This is a genomic window from Streptomyces sp. NPDC003943, assembly GCF_053605265.1.
The window spans coordinates 1-24,364 of sequence record NZ_JBSGIW010000103.1 but is presented as its reverse complement, the minus strand read 5'-3'; the positions used below and the strand labels follow the sequence as shown (position 1 = coordinate 24,364).

Sequence of the window (24,364 nt, the reverse complement as noted above, 5' to 3'; positions counted from 1 at the left end):
GCCCGCCGGCCTGTAAGCCGCACCGCGACCCCGTGAGGCCCCCGGCCCGCGCTGCGGACCGGGGCCCTCACGCGTGTCCGCCCCCCCTCGGCGGCCCCTGGGGCCGAGGCGGAAGGGACGCCGCCGAGAGGGCGGCGAGAGGGCTCTGGGCGTTGATGGTGATCACAGATTCCGGAGTCCAGAACCCAGAGGAGAAGTGAGAAGAGTGCGGGGAAAGTTACGCCGGTTCCTGACGGCCGCCTCGGCCCTGTGCGGAATCGCGCTGCTCGGCGCGTCCGCCGTGCCGGCCGCCGCGGTGACCGCCCAGACCAGACCGTGTCCGTCGTACGGCTGCGACGGCGCCGACCCGAAGGCCGTGACCTCCTGGGCGTCGGCACCCAAGATCCTCGACCAGTTCACCCTGAGCAGCGGAGCGAGCCTGAAGCTCTACCAGGGCAAGCCGAGCTGGGACAGCTATGAGACCTACGCCTGGGCGGAGGTGACGCTGCCGGCGAAGCCGGGCGTCAAGGCATGGCTGTTCGACATGGTCTCCAACGACTTCAGCGAGGAGCCCGCCCTGATCAACCACCCGTCGGCGTTCCGTACGCTCTCGGGCACCACGGCCATGTTCGACGACGGCGAGCTCGTACGGGCCTGCATCAACGACGGCGTCCAGCAGGGCTGCACCGGCGGCTACGGCGTCGCCACCACCAGCCAGAGCCGGGAGATCACCCCGGTCGCCCCCTGCCAGGACCACTGCGAACAGGTCGACCCGGACACCGTCACCGCGTGGAAGAGCGGCCCGGTGCGCGACCCGGCCAAGAAGGTCCAGCTGGCCAGTGGCGCCTCGGCCCAGATGGTCAACGGGACGGCCGCGTACGGCACCCCCTACTCGTGGGCCGAGGCCGACCTCCCCACCGGCTCCCGCATGTGGCTGGAGCAGTACTGGGGCATGGGCCGCTGGGGCAACATCTACGTCCCCTTCGGCGGTGACAAGGGCCGCCGCACCACCTCCGGCCACACCGATGCCTACTACCCCTTCACCGAGGTGCGGGCCTGCGTGACCGACGGCACCGAGACGCACTGCACCAAGGACGACGGCACCGCGGGCGTCGTGCCCACCCAGGCGCCCTGCGCCCAGGTGCCGTGCGAGGGCGCCGACCCCTCCACCACCACCTGGGTGGAGAACAACGGGCCGAGGCAGGTCGCCTCGGTCTCGGCCTACCAGGGCGGCAAGGTCACGATCTACGAGGGCCGGCCCGCCTGGGACCCCGAGCACGAGTACCGCTGGGCCGAGGCCGAGCTGCCGCCGAACAGCACCAAGGCGCGCGCCTGGCTCGAGTACCAGGACGAGGTGGGAGCCGAGGAGCGAATGGTGTTCACGCCCCTCACCCAGCCCGGGGCATCCCGCACCACCACGGGCCACACCGGCATGTTCGTCCAGAACCCGGTCGGCAGCCGCAAGATCCGGGCCTGCTTCGACGACGGCAAGGAATGGGGCTGCGAGGGCGGCTTCCGGCCGAGCTACCAGCAGGGCCCTGACGCCCCCTGCGCCGAGCCCTGCACCGGGCTCGACCCCGCCGCGGTGACCTACTTCTGGCGCGGCCCCACCGAGGGACAGCGCGTCAGCCTGACCGGCGGCGGTTCGGTGGCCCTGATGACCGGTGAACCGCGCTGGTCCCGCACCGGCGTCTACGCCTGGGCCGACGGCACCCTGCCCGCCACCGCCGGGGCGAGGATCTGGATCGAGGACAAGGGCGCCGACGGCGTCTACCGCACGATCGCCCAGCGCACCACCAGCGGCGCCACCGGCATGACCGGTACGCCGAGCCCCGCGGTGCGCGCCTGCGTGACCAACGGCACCAGCACGGTCTGCACCAAGCCGGGCGTCTGACCGGACGGCGGCCGCGGACCGTTCGCCGGTCCGCGGCAGCCGTTCGCCGTTCCGCGCCCGCCTGTGGGTCCCGCGGCCGTCTCCCCGTCCGTGGCTGTCTGCCCGTCCCGCGGCCGTCCCCCGGTCCCCGGCCGTCTGTCGGTGGCGTCTGGTAGGTATGACGCTGTGAGCAGCGAGAACGAGAAGTCCGCGGGGGAGCCGGGGCCGGCCGGGCAGCCGGAGCCCGAGCAGCTCGCGCTCATCCGGGAGAGCGTGCGGCAGGCGAAGGTGCCGCGGGCCAAGCCGCGGACCTGGCGGGGGGCCGCGCTGGCGAAGGAGCTGCCGGTGGCGCGGGTCGTGGTCAACAAGGGAGTGCTCCATCTCGACCAGTTCTTCGACTACGCCGTGCCGGAGGAGCTGGACGCGGCCGCGCGCCCCGGAGTGCGGGTGCGGGTCCGGTTCGGGGCCGGGTCGCACAAGGTGCGGGGCGGGCGGCGCGAGGGCGGGCGGCTGATCGACGGGTTCCTGGTGGAGCGGCGCGCCGAGTCGGACTACTCGGGGCCGCTGGCCGCGCTCGCCGACGTCGTCTCACCGGAGCCGGTGCTCGGGCCGGAGCTGCTCGGGCTCGCCCGGGCGGTCGCCGACCGGTACGCGGGGAGTCTCGCCGACGTGCTCCAGCTCGCCGTCCCGCCGCGCAACGCGAGCGCCGAGCGCAAGCCCTCGCCCGAGCCGCTGCCGCCGCCCGCCGCACCCGCGCCGGGAAGCTGGGCGCGGTACGAGCGGGGGGCCGCGTTCCTGGAGTCGCTGGCGCGCGGCGGCGCGCCCCGCGCCGTGTGGAACGCGCTGCCCGGTCCGTACTGGGCCGAGGAGATCGCCCGGGCCGTCGCCGCGACCCTCGCCTCCGGACGCGGCGCGCTCGTCGTCGTCCCCGACGGCAGGGTCGCCGCCCGCGTCGACGCGGCCCTCACCGGGCTGCTCGGCGAGGGCCGGCACGCCCTGCTCACCGCCGAGGCCGGCCCCGAGAAGCGGTACGCGCAGTGGCTGGCCGTCCGGCGCGGCGCCGTGCGGGCCGTCGTCGGCACCCGGGCGGCCATGTTCGCGCCCGTACGGGACCTAGGGCTCGCCGTCATCTGGGACGACGGTGACTCCAGCCACAGCGAGCCGCACGCCCCGCAGCCGCACGCCCGGGACGTGCTGCTGCTGCGCGCCGCCCACGACCGCTGCGCCTTCCTGCTCGGCTCCACCAGCTGCACGGTCGAGGCCGCGCAGCTCGTCGAGTCCGGCTGGGCCCAGCCCCTGCTGCCGGCCCGAGACCAGGTGCGTACGGCAGCGCCGCTCGTCCGCACCGTCGGCGACACCGACCTCGCCCGCGACGAGGCCGCCCGTGCCGCCCGGCTGCCGACGCTCGCCTGGCAGGTGGTGCGCGAGGGACTGCAGGCGGGCCCGGTGCTGGTCCAGGTGCCGCGCCGCGGCTACGTACCGAGGCTGGCGTGCGAGCGCTGCCGGACGCCAGCCCGCTGCCGGCACTGCTCCGGGCCCCTGGAGGCCCCGGAGCAGCGGGAGCTGCACTGCGGCTGGTGCGGCCGGGGCGCGCCCGACTGGCACTGCGTGGCCTGCGGCTCCGACCGGCTGCGCGCCCAGGTCGTGGGCGCCCGGCGCACGGCGGAGGAGCTGGGCCGGGCGTTCCCGGCCGTACCCGTACGGACCTCCGGACGCGACCACGTCCTCGACCGCGTCCCCGGGCGCCCCGCCCTGGTGGTGAGCACCCCGGGCGCCGAACCGGTCGCCGACGGCGGCTACGCGGCCGCGCTGCTCCTCGACGGCTGGGCCATGCTCGGCCGCCCCGACCTGCGGGCCGGCGAGGAGGCGCTGCGGCGCTGGATCGACGCGGCCTCGCTCGTACGGGGCCAGGGGGACGGCGGCACCGTCGTGGTCGTCGCCGAGCCGACCCTGCGGCCCGTGCAGGCCCTCGTCCGCTGGGACCCCGTCGGCCACGCCCAGCGCGAGCTCGCCGAGCGCGCCGAGCTGGGCTTCCCGCCGGTCTCCCGGATGGCGGCGGTGTCCGGCCCGCCGGAGGCCCTCGCCGCGTTCCTGGCCGGCACCGAACTGCCCCCGGACGCCGAGGTCCTGGGTCCCGTCCCGCTCCCCGTCACCCGGCCCGGCGGCCCGCGCCGCCCCGGCGACACCCCGCCGGGCGAGCAGTGGGAGAGGGCCCTGATCCGCGTCCCGCCGGGCAGCGGCGCGGCCCTGGCCACGGCCCTGAAGAAGGCCCAGGCGGCCCGTTTGGCGCGGGGCGGCGGTGACCCGGTACGGGTGCGGGTGGACCCCCCGGACATCGGCTGAGCGGACACCGCGCGCCCCCGTGAACGAGCGAAGGCCGCCCGCGGGGGCGGGCGGCCTTGGGGGTCGCTGCGACGGTCGGCCGTTGTGCGGGCCGGGGAGCGCCGGCGGGCGCGTGGGCTGTGCGGTGGTGGTCGGCCGTTGCACGGGCCCGGGAGCGCCGACGGGCGGCCTTGGGGGTCGCTGCGACGGTCGGCCGTTGTGCGGGCCGGGGAGCGCCGACGGGCGCGTGGGCTGTGCGGTGGTGGTCGGCCGTTGCACGAGTCCGGGAGCGCCGGCGGGCGGCCTTCGGCTGCGCTGCGACGGTCAGCCGTTGCGCGGTGCCGGGAACGCCGGCGGGCGCGGCTCCTCGCGCAGCGTCCGGCTGCCCGAGGTCGGCTGCGGCGGCATGCTGCGGGCCGTCGGGACGACCGGCAGCGTGCGGGTCGCGCCCGCCTCCTGCACCGTACGGTCCTGCTCCAGGGCGCCGCCGCCCGGCTGCGGGGCGCGGCGGGAGCCGTAACGGCGGTGCACCGCCTGCTTGGTGACTCCGAGCGCGGAGCCCACCGCGTCCCACGAGAACCCGAGCGAGCGGTCGAAGTCGACGGCCGCGGTGACCAGGGTCTCGACGCTGTCCCGCAGTTCCTGGGCGAGACGGACGGTCGGGGCGGGGGCGCGCCCGTAGACGACGAAGCCCGTCGAAGGGGCGGAGCGGCGAGGGCGGTAGACATTGCCCAGCTGGGCCGTCAGCGTGCGCAGTGCGTCCACCTGCCGCCGGACCCGCTCGATGTCCCGCACGAGCAGGTGCAGACTTGCCCGGGCCTGGGCGTCGTGGGTTGCGTGGTCGGCCATGGATGAGCCTCTCGAACCGGCGTGAAAAGGGGCGGGTCGCTGGGGGAGGGCGACCCGTTTCGGTCAATCTCTCTTGACCAACGCGCCACGGGGAGTTGGGTCACGCTGCGGGGGCGTATACGCATATGCGCGGGGCGCTCGTCCTCGCGTACGCCCCCGGGGGTGTCGAGGGCGGACGCGGCCTAGACTGGTGCGCTGCCCTCCTGACCGAGCTTCGGCTCCGCTCGAGCAGGGAGGCACCCCCATCGCCCCGAGATACGAGGTTTTCGCGCGTGAAGCTCGTCTTCGCCGGCACCCCCGAGGTCGCCGTACCCGCCCTGGACGCCCTGCTCGCCTCCGGGCGGCACGAGGTGGCCGCCGTCGTCACCCGGCCCGACGCCCCCGCGGGGCGCGGGCGGCGGCTCGTCGCGAGCCCCGTCGCCGAGCGCGCGGCGGAGGCCGGGATCGAGGTCCTGAAGCCGGAGCGACCGCGCGACGAGGCGTTCCTGGCCCGGCTGCGGGAGATCGCGCCGGACTGCTGCCCGGTCGTCGCGTACGGCGCGCTGCTGCCCCGCGTCGCCCTCGACATCCCCACCCACGGCTGGGTCAACCTGCACTTCTCGCTGCTGCCCGCGTGGCGCGGCGCCGCGCCCGTGCAGCACTCGATCATGGCCGGTGACGAGGTGACCGGCGCTTCCACCTTCCTGATCGAGGAGGGCCTGGACTCCGGCCCGGTGTACGGCGTCGTCACCGAGGACGTCCGCCCCACCGACACCAGCGGCGACCTGCTCACCCGGCTCGCCTTCGCGGGCGCCGGGCTGCTCGCGGCGACCATGGACGGCATCGAGGACGGCGCCCTCAAGGCGGTCCCGCAGCCCGCCGACGGCATCACTCTCGCCCCGAAGATCCAGGTCGAGGACGCCCACGTCGACTTCGCCGCCCCGGCCCTCCGCGTCGACCGCGTCGTCCGCGGCTGCACCCCGGCCCCCGGCGCCTGGACCCTCTTCCGCGGCGAACGCCTCAAGCTCATCCAGGTCGCCCTCCTCCCGGACCGCACCGACCTCGCCCCCGGCGAACTCGCCGTCGGCAAGAACAACGTGTACGCCGGCACCGGCTCCCACGCCGTCGAACTGCTCTGGGTCCAGCCCCAGGGCAAGAAGCCGATGAAGGCGGCGGACTGGGCCCGCGGCGTCCGGATCGCGGCCGGGGAACGGGTCGGGGCCTGACCGGGCCGGGCCCCGAGGGCCCGTTTTCCCCGGTCGCGGCGCGCGGACGTAGGCTGAGGGGGTTCGACCCCTCATTTCGTCACGCGGAGCACCTTTGAGCGAGCAGGCACGTCGTCGTGCGCCCAAGCCCACCTCGGGCAAGGCCCCCAGGCCCCACCGCCGGCCGAAGAAGGATCCCGTGCGGATCCTCGCCTTCGAGGTGCTGCGGGCCGTGGACGAGCGGGACGCGTACGCCAACCTCGTGCTGCCGCCGCTGCTGAAGAAGGCGCGGGAGAAGAACGAGGGGTTCGACGGGCGGGACGCGGCGCTCGCGACCGAGCTGGTGTACGGGACGCTGCGGCGGCAGGGGACGTACGACGCGATCATCGCGGCGTGCGTGGACCGGCCGCTGCGGGAGGTCGACCCGCCGGTGCTCGACGTGCTGGCGCTCGGGGCGCACCAGCTGCTCGGGACGCGGATCCCGAGCCACGCCGCCGTGTCCGCGACCGTGGAGCTCGCGCGGGTGGTGCTCGGGGACGGGCGGGCCAAGTTCGTCAACGCCGTCCTCCGCAAGATCGCGCAGGACGACTTCGAGACGTGGGTGGCGCGGGTCGCGCCGCCGTACGACGAGGACGCCGAGGACCACCTCGCGGTCGTCCACTCGCACCCGCGCTGGGTCGTGTCCGCGCTCTGGGACGCGCTCGGCGGCGGCCGGGCCGGCATCGAGGCGCTGCTCGCGGCCGACAACGAGCGGCCCGAGGTCACCCTGGTCGCCCGCCCCGGCCGCGCCACCGTCGCCGAGCTGGAGCAGGCCGCCGAGACCGAGCCCGGCCGCTGGTCCCCGTACGCGCTCCGCATGGCGGAGGGCGGCGACCCCGGCACCATCGAGGCCGTACGGGAGAGCCGGGCCGGCGTGCAGGACGAGGGCAGCCAGCTCGTGGCGATCGCCCTCGCCAACGCCCCGCTCGACGGCCCCGACGCCCGCTGGCTCGACGGCTGCGCCGGCCCCGGCGGCAAGGCGGCCCTGCTCGGCGCCCTCGCCGCCGAGCGCGGTGCCGCCCTGCTCGCCTCCGAGAAGCAGCCGCACCGCGCCCGCCTGGTCGAGCGCGCGCTGGCCGGCAACCCCGGCCCGTACCAGGTCATCGCCGCCGACGGCACCCGCCCGCCGTGGGGCGAGGGCAGCTTCGACCGGGTCCTGATGGACGTGCCCTGCTCCGGGCTCGGCGCGCTGCGCCGCCGCCCCGAGGCCCGCTGGCGCCGCCGCCCCGGCGACCTCGACGGCTTCGCCCCGCTGCAGCGGGGGCTGCTTACCGAGGCGCTGCGAGCGGTCCGGGTAGGCGGCGTGGTCGGCTACGCGACCTGCTCCCCGCACCTGGCCGAGACCCGGGTCGTCGTCGACGACGTCCTGAAGAAGACGGGTGGCGGCGCCGAGCTGATCGACGCCCGGCCGCTGCTGCCCGGCGTACCGGACCTCGGCGACGGTCCGGACGTCCAGCTGTGGCCGCATCTGCACGGTACGGACGCCATGTATCTGGCGCTGATCCGCCGCACGGCCTGACGCCGAGGCCGCTCCGAAGCGGCTCCAAGGTGACTCCGAGGCGGAGTTTTCTCCTGGTCTGTACCAGTACGCTCGGTACCCCCTAGGATTCAAACTCCGCAGCGGCAAAGAAGTCCTCAAGAACATGGCAGGCTTGGCACATGGCGCAGATCAATCCCAGCATCCTGTCCGCGGACTTCGCCCGGCTCGCCGATGAGGCGAAGGCGGTCGACGGGGCCGACTGGCTGCACGTCGACGTGATGGACAACCACTTCGTGCCCAACCTGACGCTGGGCGTGCCCGTCGTCGAGTCGCTGGCCCGGGCCACCGACACCCCGCTCGACTGCCACCTGATGATCGAGGACCCGGACCGCTGGGCCCCGCAGTACGTGGAGGCCGGCGCCGGCTCCGTCACCTTCCACGTGGAGGCCGCGGCCGCGCCCGTACGCCTGGCCCGGGAGATCCGCGCCAAGGGGGCCCGGGCGTCGATGGCGCTCAAGCCGGCCACCCCCATCGAGCCGTTCGAGGACCTGCTGCCCGAGCTGGACATGCTGCTGATCATGACGGTCGAGCCCGGCTTCGGCGGTCAGGCGTTCCTCGACATCATGCTGCCGAAGATCCGCCGCACCCGTGAGCTGATCTCCAAGCACGGCCTCGAGCTCTGGCTCCAGGTCGACGGCGGCGTCTCCGAGTCCACCATCGAGCGGTGCGCCGAGGCCGGCGCGGACGTCTTCGTGGCCGGTTCCGCCGTCTACGGAGCCGCCGACCCGACCGCCGCGGTCCGCTCGCTGCGGGACAGGGCGGAGGCCGCGAGCGCCTCCGCCGCGTGGGCGTGTGGCCACTGAGCCTCCACTGACCCACCGGTACGTGAACGCGGTCCGTCGGGCTGCCGACACGGCCGTTCAGGGCCCGCCGGATCTGACAGGATGAACAGTGGGTCCAGAGTGTGAACAGCACCAGTAAGAACAGCAGTCGCTAGCCCTGGCAACACCAGTGGCAGCACCAGCAGCAAATGAAGCGCGGCAGCGGCACGTGAACAGCAGTGAGGAGATCGCGGTGGCGGGTATGTCGGCGGGACGGTCAGCCCTGCGGATGGGACCCGCGGAGCTCGTGCAGGCGGCGGCCATGGCCCGTCGCTTCTACCTCGAGGGCAAGTCCAAGATCCAGATCGCCGAGGAGTTCGGCGTGAGCCGCTTCAAGGTGGCCCGGGTCCTGGAGACCGCCCTGGAGCGCGACCTCGTGCGCATCGAGATCCGCGTACCGGCCGAGCTGGACGCAGAGCGCTCCGACGCGCTCCGCGCCCGCTACGGCCTGCGTCATGCCGTCGTCGTCGAGTCCCCGGCGGACGGCGAGGAAGAGTCGCCCGACCCGGAGAACCTCGGCGAGGTCGCGGCCGACCTGCTCGGCGAGCTGGTCACCGAGGGCGACGTGCTCGGCCTCGCCTGGGGCCGTTCCACGATCCACATGGCGGCCGCCCTCGACCGGCTGCCGCCCTGCACGGTGGTGCAGCTCACCGGCGTGTACGACGCGGGCACGGCCGAGCGCGGCTCGGTCGAGGCGGTCCGGCGGGCCGCCCAGGTGTCCGGCGGCGAGGCGCACCCCATCTACGCGCCGATGCTGCTGCCCGACGCGGCGACCGCCAACGCGCTGCGCAGCCAGACCGGCATCGCCCGGGCCTTCGAGTACTTCGACAAGGTGACGGTCGCCTGCGTGTCCATCGGCTCCTGGGAGCCGGGCGTCTCCACCGTCCACGACATGCTGTCGGAGGAGGAGCGCGCCCACTACGCCTCGCTCGGCGTCGCCGCCGAGATGTCCGCGCACCTCTTCGACGCGGAGGGCCGCCGGGTCGGCCGCGACCTCGGCGAGCGGTGCATCACCGTCGAGGCGGACCGGCTGCGCCGGATCCCCGAGGTCGTCGCCATCGCGGGCGGCTACCGCAAGGCGGCGGCGATCGGCGCGGTGCTCCGCTCCGGTCTCGTCACCAGCCTGGTGACCGACCGCTCGGCCGCCGACTACCTGCTGAGCGAGTTCAGCCCCGGCCCCCGCCCGGCCCTCGACCGCGCGGACCCGGACGGCATCTGAGCAGACGGGGCCAGGACCCTGGCCTGACTCCGGTCCGGACCGGCTCCGGGGCGGTCCCGCTCCGGGGCGGTCCGGCTCCGGGGCGGTCCGGCTCCGGGGCGGTCCGCTCCGGAGCGGGCCGTGCCCCTGCCGGTCCGGCTCCGGCCCGGCCGCCGCCAGGGCGGTCCGTGTCCCGGTCCGTCCGGCTCCGCCTCGGCCCGGCTCAGGTCCGCCTCCCTCCGGGCCGTGCGTCTCCCGCCCGTCCGGCTCCGCCTCCGCCGGCCCCAGGCCGCCTCTCTCCCGGCGGCGCGTCCCCCGGGCGGCCCCGCGGGCTCGATGGCAGCATCGGGGCATGTTTTCTCGATGCGCCCGGCTCGGGCTCGCCCTGCTGGCCGGGGTCTCGCTGTTCCTGACGGGGTGCTCCGGTGGCGGTGCGAGCGCCGATTCGGCCACCCCGTCCCGTACGACGGCAGCGGTTTCGACGGCCGCGCCGTCCGCGCGCTCCGGTCTTCCCACCGTCCTCGAGTCGCGGCTGCCGGCCGAGGCGCGGAAGACGCTGGTCCTCATCCGGGCCGGCGGGCCCTTCCCGTATGCCAAGGACGGCGCCGTCTTCTCGAACTTCGAGCGCGTCCTGCCGAAGCAGAAGCGCGGCTACTACCACGAGTACACGGTCAGGACCCCGGGCGAGCGCGACCGCGGGGCCCGACGGCTCGTCACCGGCGGCGACGGAGAGATCTACTACACGGACGACCACTACGCGAGCTTCCGGGAGGTGGTCGCGGGATGACCGGGATCGGGGCGAGACTCGAGGAGCTCGGGGACCTCACCGTCCTCGACCTCCACGGGGTCACCGACAAGACGACCTTCATGAACCGCTGCGTCCGCGCGCTCCCGCTGCCCATCTGGTTCGGCCGCAACTGGGACGCGCTCGCCGACTGTCTCGCGGATATGCACCGACCCATGGCGATCGTGGTGACGGGCTGGCAGGCTTATGCCGAGGCCGAACCGGAGGAGTGGGCCATCGCCCAGGAGGTGTTCTCGGCGGCTGCCCGGACCAGCTCGGCCGGCCTCGCGGTACTGCTCTGGCTCGGCGGCGAACTCGCCGATTTGGAGGATCCGACAGACGCCCCCGCGTCAGGCTCGGACGATCCGCCCCCTCCACCCGCGGCACCCCCCATGCAACACTGAACTACGTGCTTTTTCCCCTGGCTGAAATGCCTAGGGGCCGATCCGAACGACTGGGATGTCAGCACGTGCGTTTCCTCAATGACGTCAAGCCGCCGTACGACCTCACGTACGACGATGTGTTCATGGTGCCGAGCCGCTCGGCCGTCGGTTCCCGTCAGGCCGTGGATCTCTCCTCGCCCGACGGGACGGGTACGACGATCCCGCTCGTCGTCGCCAACATGACCGCCATCGCCGGCCGCCGCATGGCCGAGACCGTCGCCCGCCGTGGCGGCCTGGTCGTCATTCCGCAGGACATTCCGATCGACGTCGTCACCGACGTCATCGCCTGGGTGAAGTCCCGCCACCTGGTCCTGGACACCCCGATCGTCCTGGAGCCCCACCAGACCGTCGCCGACGCGCTCTCGCTGCTGCCCAAGCGCGCGCACGACGCCGGTGTCGTCGTCGACGAGAACCGGCGCCCGATCGGCGTCGTCACCGACGCCGACCTGTCCGGCGTGGACCGCTTCACCCAGCTGTCCGAGGTCATGTCCAAGGACCTGCTGCTGCTGGACGCCGACATCGAGCCGCGCGAGGCGTTCAACACCCTCGACGCCGCCAACCGCCGCTACGCCCCGGCAGTCGACGCCGACGGCAAGCTGGTCGGCATCCTCACCCGCAAGGGCGCGCTGCGCGCGACCCTCTACAGCCCGGCCGTGGACGGCAAGGGCAGGCTGCGCATCGCCGCCGCCGTCGGCATCAACGGCGACGTGGCGGGCAAGGCCAAGCTGCTGCTCGACGCGGGCGTGGACACGCTCGTCATCGACACCGCGCACGGCCACCAGGAGTCGATGATCAGCGCGATCAGGACCGTCCGGGCGCTCGACCCGCACGTCCCGATCGTGGCCGGCAACATCGTCGCCGCCGAGGGCGTCAAGGACCTCATCGAGGCCGGCGCCGACATCATCAAGGTCGGTGTGGGCCCCGGCGCCATGTGCACCACCCGCATGATGACCGGCGTGGGCCGGCCGCAGTTCTCGGCCGTCCTGGAGTGCGCCGCCGAGGCCAGGAAGTACGGCAAGCACGTGTGGGCCGACGGCGGTGTCCGGCACCCGCGCGACGTCGCCATGGCGCTGGCCGCCGGCGCGTCCAACGTGATGATCGGCTCCTGGTTCGCCGGCACCTACGAGTCCCCGGGCGACCTCCAGCACGACGCCAAGGGCCGTGCCTACAAGGAGTCCTTCGGCATGGCCTCGGCCCGCGCCGTCAAGAACCGGACCTCCGACGAGTCCTCGTACGACCGCGCCCGCAAGGCGCTGTTCGAGGAGGGCATCTCCACCTCCCGAATGTTCCTCGACCCGCAGCGTCCGGGCGTCGAGGACCTGATCGACTCGATCATCGCCGGTGTCCGCTCCTCCTGCACCTACGCCGGTGCGGCCTCGCTCGCCGAGTTCGAGGAGAAGGCCGTCGTCGGCATCCAGTCCGCCGCCGGTTACGCGGAGGGCAAGCCGCTGCACGCCAGCTGGAGCTAGTCGGCCGAGACCCATCGGCATATCGGCATAGACCACCGTCCGTAGGGCCCCCGGGAATCCGTTCCCGGGGGCCCTACGGCGTTCCCGCCCGGTCCCCTCGGTCTGCTCTGTCCGCCCCGCTCGCCCGCCCCACCCAGCCCTTCGCCCGCAGCGCCCCCGTCACCGCCGCCGCGATCCGCGCGTGGCCGCGGTCGTTCGGGTGCAGGCCGTCGGCGAGGTGCTCGGGGCCGAGCAGCGGGCGTCCGGGCAGCAGGGCGAGACGGGTGTCGCCGGCCGCCACGAGGTCCCGTACGGCCTCCTCCATGGCCGTGCGGAGCTCCGCGAGGGTGGCGCCCAGGGCGTTGCCGGTGCGTTCCGCCGCCGGGCGCAGCACGGGGGAGAGCAGCAGCAGCGGGGTGACCGGGTGGCCGCGGCGGACCAGGGCGACGAAGGCCCGGGTGGTCTCGTACAGCAGTGGCGCCGAACTGGGCACGGAGGCCCAGCAGTTGGTGCCGAAGGCGAGGGTGATCAGAGCGCCCGGCAGGCGGGCGAGCTGCTCGGCGAGCGGGAGTTCGCCGCGCGCCCCGCCCGCGTAGCCGAGGTTCACCGGGTCGAGGCCGAGCGCCCGGCCGGCCACCGCGGGCCAGGCGTGCGCGGGCCGGGTCGCCCACCAGCCCTCGGTGATCGAGTCGCCGTGCACCAGCCACCGCGGGCGGTACGGCGCGGGGGAGAGGACGCCGCCGCGTGCGGGCCGCAGCCCGAGGACGAGCGGCCGCTGCTGCTCCGGCAGGCGCACGGTGAACTCGCCACCGTCGGGCGGGAGTTCGAGGCGAAGGGTGGCCTGCTCCGCGGGCTCAGCGAAGACCTCCGCGAGGCACCGCCCGCCCCGCCAGAGCGCGAAGCCATGCCGCAACGCGCGTAGTGGATCGCCCGCCCCGGGCACGGCCGCCCGGTAGCGCACCTCCACGGCCCTGGTGCCGGGCGCCGCCCTGAACTCCAGGCGCACCCCGATGGGCAGCGCGGCCCGATCGGCGACGTCCCAGGGCAGCCGCGCCAGGTCGGCCGGATCGGCCCGTACCGGCCGGCCGGCGCCGTCCCGCCAGGCCGTGCCGCGCAGAAAGGGTTCGGGCTCCAGCCAGGGCGCCGGACTGCTCATGAGGGCCTCCGTTCGGGCGGGTGCAGCGTGGGTCAAACGCACCGAGGAGTCAATAAGCGCGGCAGCAGCGCCAATGCCCCCGATGTGTCGATTCATGCGGCAGCGCGCAATGTTTCCCCGTCTGGGTCCGAAGCGCGCAATGATCATCCACCACTGCGCAACAACCCTGCATTACGAGTGCGAAGCATTAGCGCTTAGGCTCATGCCCCGTACCAGGAGTGGCGGCGACCGCCTGCTCGGCGGTTCCCCTTCCCCCGTGGGTCTCTTTCGGCATGCCCACGTCACCGCCGCGGTCCCCGCTCGTCCACAGGCAGCGATAAGGAGCCCCCGCAGTGCTTGACCACGGCGCAGCCCCACCCGTCGAGGACATGTCCGTCCCGACCGCACGCAAGACCTCCGGGCTCTCCGCCCTCATCCGCCGCAAGCCGGTAGAAAGCCTGGTCGCAGAGGGTGGGCAGGGCGAGGGCGGCTCGCTCCGCCGCTCGCTCGGCATGTGGCAGCTGACCATGATCAGCATCGGTGCGACGCTCGGCACCGGCATCTTCGTCGTGCTCGGCTCGGCGGTGCCCAAGGCCGGTCCGGCCGTCACGCTGTCCTTCGTGATCGCCGGTCTCACGGCGCTCTTCTCGGCCCTCTCGTACGCCGAGCTGGCCGGCTCCATCCCGGTCGCGGGCTCCTCGTACTCGTACGCGTACGCAACGATGGGCGAACTCGTCGCCTGGGTCTGCGGCTGGTGTCTGGTCCTCGAGTACGGCGTCTCGGTCGCCGCCGTGGCCGTCGGCTGGGGTGAGTACCTCAACGAGCTGCTCGACGGCACCATCGGCGTCACCATCCCCGACGTGCTGTCGTCCGCCCCGGGTGAGGGCGGCATCATCAACCTGCCGGGCCTGATCGTCGTGCTGCTCGCCATGGTGTTCCTGCTCGGCGGCGCCCGCGAGTCCGCCGTCGTCAACACGATCATGGTCGTCGTGAAGATCGCCGCGCTCGCCCTCTTCTGCGGCATCGGCTTCATGGGCTTCAAGTCCGGCAACTACAAGGACTTCATGCCGCTCGGCATGTCGGGCGTCGGCGCCGCCAGCGCCAGCCTGTTCTTCTCCTACATCGGTTTCGACGCCGCCTCCACGGCCGGCGAGGAGGCCAAGAACCCCAAGCGCGACCTGCCGCGGGCGATCATGCTCTCGCTGCTCATCGTCACCGTCCTCTACGTGCTCGTCGCCGCCGTCGCGGTCGGCGCCTGGCACTGGAAGGACTTCGCGGGCTCCGAGGCCACCCTGGCCGCGATCATGAACGACGTCACCGGGCAGACCTTCTGGGGCACCATGCTCGCCGCCGGCGCCGTCATCTCCATCGCCAGCGTCGTGCTGACCGTGCTCTACGGCCAGACCCGCATCCTCTTCGCCATGTCTCGCGACGGCCTGGTGCCGAAGGCCTTCGGCAAGGTCAGCGCCAAGACCGGCACCCCGCGCGTCAACACGGTGATCGTCTCGCTCTTCTGCGCCGTCCTCGCCTCGGTCATCCCGCTCGGCAAGCTCGTCGACGCCACCAGCATCGGCACCCTCTTCGCCTTCGGCCTGGTCAACATCGCGGTGATCGTGCTCCGTTACACCCGTCCGGACATGCCGCGCACCTTCAAGGTGGCGTTCGGCCCGGTCTTCCCGGTGCTCGGCTTCATCTTCTGCGCGTACAACATGTTCAGCCTCGACACCGTGACCTGGGTGGTCTTCGGTTGCTGGATGGCCGCGGGACTCGTGTTCTACTTCCTGTACGGCATGCGCCGCTCCCGACTGGCCACGGCCACGGCCGACGCTCCGGTCCTGGCAGAGGCCCCTGCAGAGAAGTGATCCACCCGTAGTGCGACTCAACGACCTCGACGAACGCATCGTCCACGCCCTCGCGGAAGACGCCCGCCGCAGCTACGCCGACATCGGCTCGCTGGTCGGTCTCTCCGCGCCCGCCGTGAAACGGCGCGTGGACCGGCTCCGGGCCGAGGGCGCCATCACCGGCTTCACCGTACGGGTGGACCCGGCGGCGCTCGGCTGGGAGACGGAGGGGTTCGTCGAGATCTACTGCCGCCACAACACCTCGCCGGAGGACATCCGGCGCGGCCTGGAGCGGTATCCGGAGGTGGTGTCCGCGTCGACCGTGACCGGTGACGCGGACGCCGTCGTCCAGGTCTTCGCCTCCGACATGCGCCACTTCGAGCGCGTCCTGGAGCGGATCGCGGGCGAGCCCTTCGTGGAGCGCACGAAGTCGGTGCTCGTGCTGTCGCCGCTGCTGCGGCGCTTCTCCTCGGGCTCGCCCGCCTGAGAACCCCGTCCGGAAGGGCGGACCGCCCACCCCCGTGGGGCGGTCCGCCCTTCCGCCGTTCACCGGGTCGGGTAGTCGAGGATCCAGGGCAGCACGTGGAAGTCGCCGGTGCCCTCCTTGACCTTCTCGAACGGCGGCGCGGTCTGGCACTTCGGGACGTCGCCCTTCTCCGGAGCCTGGGTCAGCCAGCTGTAGCCCAGCCGGTCGTGCTTACCGAGGTCGTTCACCGAGATCCCGACCCGCGCGCCCTTGAACTCCTGCACGTCGGTCTCGACGATCCGGCCCGTCACGACGGCCACCTTGCCGCCGGTGGCCAGGCAGTCCACCTCCGCCACGGCGTAGCCGCCCCAGTCGCCCTTGTAGTGGCTGAACCGGAAGGTGCCGGTCGCGTTCTCCGGGTGCGTGTTGTCCTTCGCCGCCAGATGCGCGTCGAAGCTGAACGTGATGTCGTCGCCGGCCGGCCGGTAGAGCTTCGCCGTGCCGGTCAGGGCGGCCGCCTCACGCGGTCCCTTGCCCGACCAGTCGGCGTCGGCCGTGGCGGAACCGGCGGCACCCGCGGTGATCAGCAGGGCGGCGGCGACGGCGGCGCTCTTCGCAAGCCGGTTCATGCGGCGGTTCGTGCGGCGGTTCGTCGGGCGGTTCGTCGGGCGGTCCATCGGAGGCGGTCCTTTCGGCAGGTCGTCCGGCCCCTCGACCGGACGCCCACCACTCTTCCGGCCCGCCCGCGTCCGTACATCGCGCCCGGGAACGGTCCCCGCCTCCGCCGTGCGGCGGGGAGCCGTACGCCGTGCGGACGATCATGCCCATGGGGGGTGCGCAACGAATCGCCGCTGCGGCGGGTGAGCGCGCAACGGTTCGACGGTCGGTCCGCAACGGTCTCGCCTTGTTTCGGCCGAGCCCGAAACCGTACCGTTTTTGACAGCTTCCCCTTGAATTCCTCCCTCAACTTCGACCTCCGAGGACGGCCCATGCCCGCGCTGCGCACCGCCCTGCTCCAGAGCTCCGGTGAGCTCGGTGACGTGGCCGCCAACCTCAAGGTCCTCGAGGAGGCCGCGGGCCGCGCGGCCGCCGCCGGCGCCGACGTGCTGCTCGCCCCCGAGCTGTTCCTGACCGGCTACGCCATCGGCGACGCCATGGCCCGCCTGGCCGAGCCGGCCGACGGCCCCTCCGCCGAGGCGGTCGCCGCCATCGCCGCCCGCCACGGCCTCGCCGTCGGCTACGGCTACCCGGAGCGCGACACCGAGCGGCACGGCGTGATCTACAACTCCGCCCAGCTCTTCGGTCCCGACGGCGCCCGGCTCGTCCACTACCGCAAGACCCACCTCTTCGGCGACTTCGAGGCGAAGTGGTTCACGCCCGGCGACGAGGCCGTCGTCCAGGCGGAGCTCGGCGGCCTCACGGTCGGCCTGATGATCTGCTACGACGTCGAGTTCCCCGAGAACGTCCGGGCGCACGCGCTGGCCGGCACCGACCTCCTCCTGGTGCCCACCGCGCTGATGCACCCGGCCGAGATCATCCCGCTCTCCGTCGTCCCGGTCCGCGCCTTCGAGAACCAGCTCTACATCGCGTACGCCAACCGGACCGGCCCCGAGGGCGACTTCGAGTTCGTCGGCCTGTCCGTCCTGGCCGGCCCCGACGGCACCGCCCGGGCCCGCGCCGGGCGCGGCGACGACCTGGTCCTCGGCGACGCCGACACCGACTTCCTCGCGGCCTCCCGCGCGGAGAACCCCTATCTCCGCGACCGCCGCCCGGGCCTGTACGGCTCCCTCGTCTAGAGCCGTCCCCCGCCCGCCCCCGCTTCACCTGCCTCACCCGTTTCGTGCAAGGAGTCCGTACCCCATGACGTCCACGGTGCCCACTGCCGTCCAGCACACCGACGGCCAGCCGCCGATCACCATGTTCGGTCCGGACTTCCCGTACGCCTACGACGACTTCCTGGCCCACCCGGCCGGCCTGGGCCAGATCCCGGCCACCGAGCACGGCACCGAGGTCGCGATCATCGGTGGCGGCCTGTCCGGCATCATCGCCGCCTACGAACTGATGAAGATGGGCATGAAGCCCGTCGTCTACGAGGCCGACCAGATCGGCGGCCGGCTCCGCACGGTCGGCTTCGAGGGCCCGGAGACCGAGGGCCTGACCGCCGAGATGGGCGCGATGCGCTTCCCGCCCTCCTCCACGGCGCTCCAGCACTACATCGACCTGGTCGGCCTGACCACCCGGCCGTTCCCGAACCCGCTGGCCGAGGCCACCCCGTCGACCGTCGTCGACCTCAAGGGCGAGTCGCACTACGCCGAGACCATCGCCGACCTGCCGCAGGTCTACCGCGACGTCGCAGAGGCCTGGAACAAGTGCCTCGACGAGGGTGCCGACTTCTCCGACATGAACCGCGCCATGCGCGAGCGCGACGTCCCGCGCATCCGCGAGATCTGGGCGAAGCTCGTCGAGAAGCTCGACAACCAGACCTTCTACGGCTTCCTCTGCGAGTCCGAGGCATTCAAGTCCTTCCGGCACCGCGAGATCTTCGGCCAGGTCGGCTTCGGCACCGGCGGCTGGGACACCGACTTCCCGAACTCCATCCTGGAGATCCTGCGGGTGGTCTACACCGAGGCCGACGACCACCACCGCGGCATCGTCGGCGGCTCGCAGCAGCTGCCGCTGCGCCTGTGGGAGCGCGAGCCGGAGAAGATCGTCCACTGGGCGCAGGGCACCTCGCTGGCCTCGCTGCACGAGGGCGGCCAGCCCAAGCCGGCCGTCACCCGGCTGAACCGCGCCGCCGGCAACCGGATCACCGTCACCGACGCGTCCGGCGACATCCGCACGTACCAGGCGGCGATCTTCACCGCCCAGTCCTGGATGCTGCTCTCCAAGATCGCCTGCGACGACTCGCTCTTCCCGATCGACCACTGGACCGCGATCGAGCGCACCCACTACATGGAGTCCTCGAAGCTCTTCGTGCCCGTGGACCGGCCGTTCTGGCTGGACAAGGACGAGGAGACCGGCCGGGACGTCATGTCGATGACGCTGACCGACCGGATGACCCGCGGCACCTACCTCCTGGACGACGGTCCGGACAAGCCGGCCGTCATCTGCCTCTCGTACACGTGGTGCGACGACAGCCTGAAGTGGCTGCCGCTCTCCGCGACCGAGCGGATGGAGGTCATGCTGAAGTCGCTCGGCGAGATCTACCCGAAGGTCGACATCCGGAAGCACATCATCGGCAACCCGGTGACGGTCTCCTGGGAGAACGAGCCCTACTTCATGGGCGCCTTCAAGGCGAACCTGCCGGGCCACTACCGCTACCAGCGCCGCCTGTTCACGCACTTCATGCAGGACCGGCTGCCGGAGGACAAGCGCGGCATCTTCCTCGCCGGCGACGACATCTCGTGGACGGCCGGCTGGGCCGAGGGCGCGGTGCAGACCGCGCTCAACGCGGTGTGGGGCGTCATGCACCACTTCGGCGGCGCGACCGACGGCACCAACCCGGGCCCGGGCGACGTGTACGACGAGATCGCCCCGGTCGAGCTGCCGGAGGACTGATCCGGCAGTTCCCCTAGGGCCTGGCGAGGGGCGTGAGCAGCATCCGCCCCACCAGGCCGACCGACCGGTCGAGGCGTTCCGTGAACTCCTCGGCCAGGTCGGGCAGTCGCCGCAGCTGCCACAGCGAGCGGGCGGCGAGCCAGGCCCCGTCGCGGGCCCGGTCCAGGCTCCAGCAGCCGAGCAGATGCGTCAGCGGGTCCGCGACCTCCAGGAGGTCCGGGCCCGGCATCAGTTCGTCCCGGATGCGCTCCTCCAGGAGGACGAGGACGTCGCCGACCCGGTCGAACTCGTCCTCCAGCTCCTTCGGCGCGCAGTCCAGGGTCCGGCAGGTGTCGACCACCGCGAGCGCCAGGTCGTGCCCGATGTGCGCGTTGATCCCGGCGAGGGCGAACTGGAGCGGCCGTACGCCGGGATGGCGGCGGTAGTGGAACAGCGGCCGCCAGCAGGCGGGGGCCGGGCAGCCGGTGGCGACGGTGTCGACCACCGCGAGATAGCGCTGGGCGAACCGCACGTCGAGGGTGGCGGCGGCCCGCCGGTCGGCGAAGGCGCCCGCCTCGATGGCCCGGCCGATCTCCTCGGTGACGGTCAGGTAGACCCGGTTGAACACGGCGACCCCGTCGGCCGGATGCCAGGCCGCGCGGAGCGTCCGCATCCGGTCCACCACGGGGTCGACGGCCGTGAAGGGTCCGAGCTGGAGGTGCTGCGTCTGCGCCATGGGTGCAGGGTGGCAGCCGGAAAGCCGGACGGAGCGGTTCCGCCGCCCGGCTTCGCCAGAACGGGCGAATGCGTCAGGACTTGGCCGCGGACTCCTCGCCCGTCTCGTACGAGCTGGTGCCGGAGTCGAGCAACGGCTCCTGCTGCTTCATGTGCGCCGGGGCGAAGGCGCGCAGCACGTGGTAGCCGGTGATGACCACGATCGTGCCGAGCGCGATGCCGCCGAGTTCGAAGGTGTCGGTGAAGGTCAGCTTGACGCCGCCGACGCCGATGATGATGCCGGCCGCGGCCGGGACCAGGTTGAGCGGGTTGCGCAGGTCGACCTTGGCGTTGATCCAGATCTGGGCGCCGAGCAGGCCGATCATGCCGTAGAGGATCACGGTGATGCCGCCGAGCACACCGCCGGGGATGGCGGCGACGACCGCGCCGAACTTGGGGCAGAGGCCGAAGAGCAGCGCGAAGCCGGCCGCGGCCCAGTAGGCGGCGGTGGAGTAGACGCGGGTGGCGGCCATGACGCCGATGTTCTCGGAGTACGTGGTGTTGGGCGGGCCGCCGACACCCGTGGAGAGCATGGACGCGACGCCGTCGGCGGCGATCGCGGTGCCGAGCTTGTCGTCGAGCGAGCTGCCGGTCATCTCGCCGACGGCCTTGACGTGGCCGGCGTTCTCGGCGATCAGCGCGATGACGACGGGCAGCGCCACGAGGATCGCGGACCACTCGAAGCTCGGACCGTGCAGCGACGGAAGGCCGATCCAGTCGGCCTTGGCGACGCCGGAGAGGTCGAGCCGCCAGTGGTCGGTGACCTGGCCGCCCGGCGACACCGAGTGGATCCTGCCGAAGACCAGGTCGAAGACCCAGGAGATGGTGTAGCCGAAGATCAGGCCGAGGAAGATCGCGATCCGCGACCAGAAGCCGCGCAGACAGACCACGGCAAGACCGGTGAAGAGCATCACGAGCAGCGCCGTCCACTGGTCCTGCGGCCAGTAGACGGAGGCGGTGACCGGCGCCAGGTTGAAGCCGATCAGCATGACCACGGCGCCGGTGACCACCGGCGGCATGGCCGCGTGGATGATCCGCGCGCCGAACCTCCGCACCGCGAGACCCGCGAGGAACAGCACCGCGCCGACCACGAAGACCGCCCCGGTGACCGTGGCACTGGTGCCGCCGGACGCCCGGATCGCGGCCGCGACGCCCACGAAGGAGAGCGAGCAGCCGAGGTACGAGGGGACCGTGCCGCGCGTCGCGAGCAGGAAGATCACGGTGGCGACACCGGACATCATGATCGCGAGGTTCGGGTCGAGACCCATGAGCACCGGGGCCACGAACGAGGCCCCGAACATGGCCACCACGTGCTGGGCGCCGAGCCCGACCGTTCGCGGCCAGGACAGGCGCTCGTCGGGCCGGACGACGGCCCCGGGAGCGGGTGTCCTCCCGTCGCCGTGCAGGGTCCAGCGCACGCCGAGGCTCATGTGCTCGCTCCAGTTCTCAGGGGGTGAATGCGGAGGTCAATCCACGGATGAAGACCAGCCACATGGTAAGGGCCGCAGGTCAGCGCACCTCTTCCGTCGTACGGGCCGGGGCCGCGCCCGCGCCGGCACGGGCCCCGGACCTGAGCACCCCCGCGCCGAGCACCAGGCCGAAGCAGAGCAGCGTGACCAGGCCGAAGGAGCCCACCAGCGAGGTCGCGTCCGCGATGCCGCCGATCGCCGACGGGGCGACCAGACCCGAGGTGTACGTGATGGTGGCGACGCCCGCGATCGCCTGGCTCGGGTTCGGGCCGCTGCGGGCCGCGGCGGCGAAGGCGAGCGGGACGACGACCGCGACGCCGAGGCCCATCAGCCCGAAACCGGCCATCGCCACGGCCGCGTGCGGCGCGAGGACCACGAGCAGCCCGCCGAGGGTGGCGGCCGCGCCCCCGGCCCGTACCGTACGGACCGCGCCGAAGCGGTCCACCACCCGGTCGCCGACCAGCCGCGCCACGGCCATGGTGAGCGCGAAGGCGGTGGTCGAGGCGGCGGCGAGGCCGGCCGACGTGCTCAGCTCCTGCTTGAGGTAGACGGCCGACCAGTCGAGGCTCGCGCCCTCCGCGAACACTCCGCAGAACCCGATCGCGCCGATGACCAGGGCGGACTTCGGAGGCAGCGCGAAGCGCGGCGGGGCCTCCTCCTCGGGCGCGCTGCGCAGGTCGAGCACGCCCTGACAGGCGGCCAGGCCGAGGGCGGTGAGCACCAGGGCGGCGATCAGGTGGTGCACGCGGGCGTCGCCGCCGAGGTGGGCGGCGACGGTGCCGGCCGCCGAGCCGAGCAGGGCGCCCGCGCTCCACATGCCGTGCAGGCTGGACATGATCGAGCGGCCGAGCCGGTTCTCGGTCTCGACGCCGAGCGCGTTCATGGCGACGTCGGACATGCCCGCGCTGGCGCCGTAGACGAAGAGCGCCGCGCACAGGCCGTACACGTTCGGCGCGAGCGAGGGCAGCGTCAGGGCCAGGGTCCACAGGGCGAGCAGCCCGCGCAGCGCCGTGCGGGCGCCGAAGCGGTGGCTGATCGAGCCGGCCAGCGGCATCGCGAGCGAGGCGCCGATCGCGGGGAAGGCGAGGGCGAGCCCCAGCTGGCCGGCGCTGACGCCCGCGTGCTCCTGGATCCACGGGATGCGGGTCGCGAAGCTGCCGGTGACCGCGCCGTGGACGCAGAAGACGGCCGCGACGGCGAACCGCGCCCGTCGCAGCCGCTCGGTGGTGAAGACGGTCTCCGCCGCCATGTGCCCTCCCCTGAGAGTGGTCGCTCCTCGGACGGGCAGTAAACTATCAGGAACCCTGCCTGATAAATAGTACGGAGAGGGGCCCGTGCCCGGCGGGCATCTGAGAGGATCACCGCATGGCCGCATCCCCGAGCACCGCCCGGGCCATCAACGACCGGCTCGCCCTGCGCCTGCTCCAGGACGAAGGCCCGTTGACGGCCACCCAGCTCAAGACGCTCACCGGACTCTCCCGCCCCACCGTCGCCGACCTCGTCGAGCGGCTCAGCGGCTCCGGACTCGTCCATGTCGTCGGCGAGGCCGGCGCCGAGCGCCGCGGCCCCAACGCCAAGCTGTACGGGATCGTCGCCGACCGCGCCCATCTCGCCGCGCTCGACGTGCGGACCCGGTCCGTGGCGGTCACCGTCACCGACCTCCTCGGCGCCACGCTGGCCGAGGCGGCCGCGCCCGTCGGCGACGACGCCGGCACCGGCCCCGCCGTGGAGAAGGCCGTCACGCTCCTGGAGCGGACGGCGAAGGAGGCCGGCGTCGAGCGGCTCCACACCGTGGCCGTCGGCGCGCCCGGCCTCATCGACCCGGCCACCGGCGAGCTGCGCGACTCCACCGGACTGCCCGCCTGGCACCGCCGGCTCATCGGCGCCCTCCAGGAGCGGCTCCCGGCAGACGTCCTGGTCGAGAACGAGACCAACCTCGCCGCCGTCGCCGAGCTGCGCGAGGGCGCGGCCAGCGACCGGGACGACTTCGTCCTGCTCTGGCTCGGCCAGGGGGTCGGCGCGGCGGTCGTCCTCGACGGGCGGCTGCGCCGCGGGGCCTCCGGCGGCGCCGGTGAGATCGGCTTCCTGCCCGTGCCCGGCACGTCGGGGCTGCCATCGGCCTTCGGCTGCGACGGCGGCTTCCACGAGCTGGCCTGCGTGGCCGCCGTCGAGGCCCTGGCCGTGGCGCACGGCCTCGACCCGGCGACCGCGCTCGGTTCCGGTCACGGCCTCTTCCTGGACGCCCTCGCCCACCGCCTCGCGGTCGGCGCGGCCGCGGTGGCCGCCGTCCTGGACCCGGGCTGCGTGGTCCTGGCCGGCGAGACCGGCCACCAGGGCGGTCCGGAGCTCGCCGCTCGCGTCGAGACCGTGCTCGCCACGCTCTCGCCTCTGCGCACCGAGGTCCGCGCCACCGCCCTCGGCGACGCGGCGGTCCTGCGCGGCGCCCTCCTGCGGGCCCGCGACGCGGCCCAGGACGCCCTCTTCCCGTAGACCGCGCACACCGAGACCGTATGCATGCACCGAGACCGCGCGCATCGAGACCGCGCGCATCGAGACCGCGCGCATCGAGACCGTGCACGGCTGCGACCCCAACTGGGGCCGGGTCACCATGGCGATCGGCAAGTGCTCCGAGGACACCGACATCGACCAGGACCGGGTCACG

General features: G+C 73.3%; 20 protein-coding genes. 14 read left to right on the top strand and 6 right to left on the bottom strand.

Features of this window, described 5'->3' with window-relative positions:
- Window positions 1-205 precede the first annotated feature (205 nt).
- Together ACWEV0_RS30955 and ACWEV0_RS30950 are read left to right on the top strand one after the other, a co-directional pair.
- Window positions 206-1,873, top strand: coding sequence for a hypothetical protein (locus ACWEV0_RS30955; protein ID WP_453152995.1), 1,668 nt, complete (start codon window positions 206-208; stop codon window positions 1,871-1,873).
- Window positions 1,874-2,038: 165 nt separating this feature from the next.
- Entirely contained in the window at window positions 2,039-4,195 is a 2,157-nt protein-coding gene (locus ACWEV0_RS30950; protein WP_453152994.1) for a primosomal protein N', read from the top strand.
- A gap of 303 nt (window positions 4,196-4,498) precedes the next feature.
- Here the strand turns inward: ACWEV0_RS30950 and ACWEV0_RS30945 are convergent, their stop codons facing one another.
- Window positions 4,499-5,023 carry a hypothetical protein gene (locus tag ACWEV0_RS30945; RefSeq protein ID WP_453152992.1) on the bottom strand — a complete coding sequence of 175 codons (525 nt, stop codon included), beginning with the start codon at window positions 5,021-5,023 and terminating at the stop codon, window positions 4,499-4,501.
- 272 nt (window positions 5,024-5,295) lie between these two features.
- Between ACWEV0_RS30945 and fmt the strand changes: the two genes are divergently transcribed.
- The 7 genes from fmt to ACWEV0_RS30910 all read left to right on the top strand — a co-directional run bounded on the left by fmt (window position 5,296) and on the right by ACWEV0_RS30910 (window position 12,501).
- Window positions 5,296-6,228, top strand: a complete 933-nt coding sequence (gene fmt, locus ACWEV0_RS30940) for a methionyl-tRNA formyltransferase (protein WP_453152991.1) — start codon at window positions 5,296-5,298, stop codon at window positions 6,226-6,228.
- 94 nt (window positions 6,229-6,322) lie between these two features.
- Window positions 6,323-7,765, top strand: coding sequence for an RsmB/NOP family class I SAM-dependent RNA methyltransferase (locus ACWEV0_RS30935; RefSeq protein ID WP_453152990.1), 1,443 nt, complete (start codon window positions 6,323-6,325; stop codon window positions 7,763-7,765).
- 140 nt (window positions 7,766-7,905) lie between these two features.
- Complete coding sequence (gene rpe / locus ACWEV0_RS30930) at window positions 7,906-8,589, top strand: ribulose-phosphate 3-epimerase (protein ID WP_453152989.1); 684 nt, start codon at window positions 7,906-7,908, stop codon at window positions 8,587-8,589.
- A gap of 187 nt (window positions 8,590-8,776) precedes the next feature.
- Window positions 8,777-9,826, top strand: coding sequence for a sugar-binding transcriptional regulator (locus ACWEV0_RS30925; protein ID WP_453152988.1), 1,050 nt, complete (start codon window positions 8,777-8,779; stop codon window positions 9,824-9,826).
- 331 nt (window positions 9,827-10,157) lie between these two features.
- On the top strand, window positions 10,158-10,592 hold the full coding sequence (locus ACWEV0_RS30920; RefSeq protein ID WP_453152987.1) for a ribonuclease domain-containing protein: 435 nt from the start codon (window positions 10,158-10,160) through the stop codon (window positions 10,590-10,592).
- On the top strand, window positions 10,589-10,993 hold the full coding sequence (locus ACWEV0_RS30915; protein WP_453152986.1) for a barstar family protein: 405 nt from the start codon (window positions 10,589-10,591) through the stop codon (window positions 10,991-10,993). The genes ACWEV0_RS30920 and ACWEV0_RS30915 overlap by 4 nt, the downstream gene beginning before the upstream one ends.
- A gap of 65 nt (window positions 10,994-11,058) precedes the next feature.
- Entirely contained in the window at window positions 11,059-12,501 is a 1,443-nt protein-coding gene (locus ACWEV0_RS30910) for a GuaB1 family IMP dehydrogenase-related protein (protein ID WP_453152984.1), read from the top strand.
- A gap of 73 nt (window positions 12,502-12,574) precedes the next feature.
- On the opposite strand, the gene ACWEV0_RS30905 is transcribed toward ACWEV0_RS30910, so the two are convergent.
- A complete protein-coding gene (locus tag ACWEV0_RS30905) occupies window positions 12,575-13,636 on the bottom strand; it encodes a GDSL-type esterase/lipase family protein (RefSeq protein ID WP_453152983.1) in 1,062 nt (353 codons plus the stop codon).
- A gap of 332 nt (window positions 13,637-13,968) precedes the next feature.
- On the opposite strand from ACWEV0_RS30905, the gene ACWEV0_RS30900 reads away from it, so the two are divergent.
- A complete protein-coding gene (locus tag ACWEV0_RS30900) occupies window positions 13,969-15,477 on the top strand; it encodes an amino acid permease (RefSeq protein ID WP_453152982.1) in 1,509 nt (502 codons plus the stop codon).
- A 10-nt stretch (window positions 15,478-15,487) separates the two neighbouring features.
- The gene (locus ACWEV0_RS30895; protein ID WP_030691274.1) at window positions 15,488-15,943 is read left to right on the top strand and encodes an Lrp/AsnC family transcriptional regulator; all 456 of its coding nucleotides are present in this window, start codon (window positions 15,488-15,490) and stop codon (window positions 15,941-15,943) included.
- A gap of 59 nt (window positions 15,944-16,002) precedes the next feature.
- Here the strand turns inward: ACWEV0_RS30895 and ACWEV0_RS30890 are convergent, their stop codons facing one another.
- Window positions 16,003-16,551 (bottom strand): Repetin, encoded by a 549-nt coding sequence (locus tag ACWEV0_RS30890; RefSeq protein WP_453152981.1) that lies wholly within the window; start codon window positions 16,549-16,551, stop codon window positions 16,003-16,005.
- 360 nt (window positions 16,552-16,911) lie between these two features.
- Between ACWEV0_RS30890 and ACWEV0_RS30885 the strand changes: the two genes are divergently transcribed.
- On the top strand, window positions 16,912-17,718 hold the full coding sequence (locus tag ACWEV0_RS30885; RefSeq protein WP_453152980.1) for a carbon-nitrogen hydrolase family protein: 807 nt from the start codon (window positions 16,912-16,914) through the stop codon (window positions 17,716-17,718).
- 64 nt (window positions 17,719-17,782) lie between these two features.
- Window positions 17,783-19,480, top strand: a complete 1,698-nt coding sequence (locus ACWEV0_RS30880) for a flavin monoamine oxidase family protein (RefSeq protein WP_453152979.1) — start codon at window positions 17,783-17,785, stop codon at window positions 19,478-19,480.
- A 13-nt stretch (window positions 19,481-19,493) separates the two neighbouring features.
- Here the strand turns inward: ACWEV0_RS30880 and ACWEV0_RS30875 are convergent, their stop codons facing one another.
- The 3 genes from ACWEV0_RS30875 to ACWEV0_RS30865 form a co-directional block, all read right to left on the bottom strand.
- On the bottom strand, window positions 19,494-20,195 hold the full coding sequence (locus ACWEV0_RS30875; RefSeq protein WP_453152978.1) for a DUF5995 family protein: 702 nt from the start codon (window positions 20,193-20,195) through the stop codon (window positions 19,494-19,496).
- 73 nt (window positions 20,196-20,268) lie between these two features.
- A complete protein-coding gene (locus ACWEV0_RS30870) occupies window positions 20,269-21,663 on the bottom strand; it encodes a uracil-xanthine permease family protein (protein WP_453152977.1) in 1,395 nt (464 codons plus the stop codon).
- Between the two features lie 79 nt (window positions 21,664-21,742).
- Window positions 21,743-22,951: an MFS transporter gene (locus tag ACWEV0_RS30865; protein WP_453152976.1), complete on the bottom strand. Its 1,209-nt coding sequence runs from the start codon at window positions 22,949-22,951 to the stop codon at window positions 21,743-21,745.
- Between the two features lie 116 nt (window positions 22,952-23,067).
- Here ACWEV0_RS30865 and ACWEV0_RS30860 point away from each other — a divergent pair, with 116 nt between their 5' ends.
- The gene (locus ACWEV0_RS30860; RefSeq protein ID WP_453152975.1) at window positions 23,068-24,192 is read left to right on the top strand and encodes an ROK family transcriptional regulator; all 1,125 of its coding nucleotides are present in this window, start codon (window positions 23,068-23,070) and stop codon (window positions 24,190-24,192) included.
- The last annotated feature ends 172 nt before the right edge of the window (window positions 24,193-24,364 follow it).

Coding starts and splice junctions, on each gene's coding strand:
- ACWEV0_RS30860 (WP_453152975.1), top strand. CDS start 23,068: ATGGCCGCATCCCCGAGCACCGCCCGGGCCATCAACGACCGGCTCGCC.
- ACWEV0_RS30885 (WP_453152980.1), top strand. CDS start 16,912: ATGCCCGCGCTGCGCACCGCCCTGCTCCAGAGCTCCGGTGAGCTCGGT.
- ACWEV0_RS30870 (WP_453152977.1), bottom strand. CDS start 21,663: ATGAGCCTCGGCGTGCGCTGGACCCTGCACGGCGACGGGAGGACACCC.
- ACWEV0_RS30915 (WP_453152986.1), top strand. CDS start 10,589: ATGACCGGGATCGGGGCGAGACTCGAGGAGCTCGGGGACCTCACCGTC.
- ACWEV0_RS30875 (WP_453152978.1), bottom strand. CDS start 20,195: ATGGCGCAGACGCAGCACCTCCAGCTCGGACCCTTCACGGCCGTCGAC.
- ACWEV0_RS30905 (WP_453152983.1), bottom strand. CDS start 13,636: ATGAGCAGTCCGGCGCCCTGGCTGGAGCCCGAACCCTTTCTGCGCGGC.
- ACWEV0_RS30945 (WP_453152992.1), bottom strand. CDS start 5,023: ATGGCCGACCACGCAACCCACGACGCCCAGGCCCGGGCAAGTCTGCAC.
- ACWEV0_RS30865 (WP_453152976.1), bottom strand. CDS start 22,951: ATGGCGGCGGAGACCGTCTTCACCACCGAGCGGCTGCGACGGGCGCGG.
- ACWEV0_RS30920 (WP_453152987.1), top strand. CDS start 10,158: ATGTTTTCTCGATGCGCCCGGCTCGGGCTCGCCCTGCTGGCCGGGGTC.
- ACWEV0_RS30880 (WP_453152979.1), top strand. CDS start 17,783: ATGACGTCCACGGTGCCCACTGCCGTCCAGCACACCGACGGCCAGCCG.
- rpe (WP_453152989.1), top strand. CDS start 7,906: ATGGCGCAGATCAATCCCAGCATCCTGTCCGCGGACTTCGCCCGGCTC.
- ACWEV0_RS30890 (WP_453152981.1), bottom strand. CDS start 16,551: ATGAACCGGCTTGCGAAGAGCGCCGCCGTCGCCGCCGCCCTGCTGATC.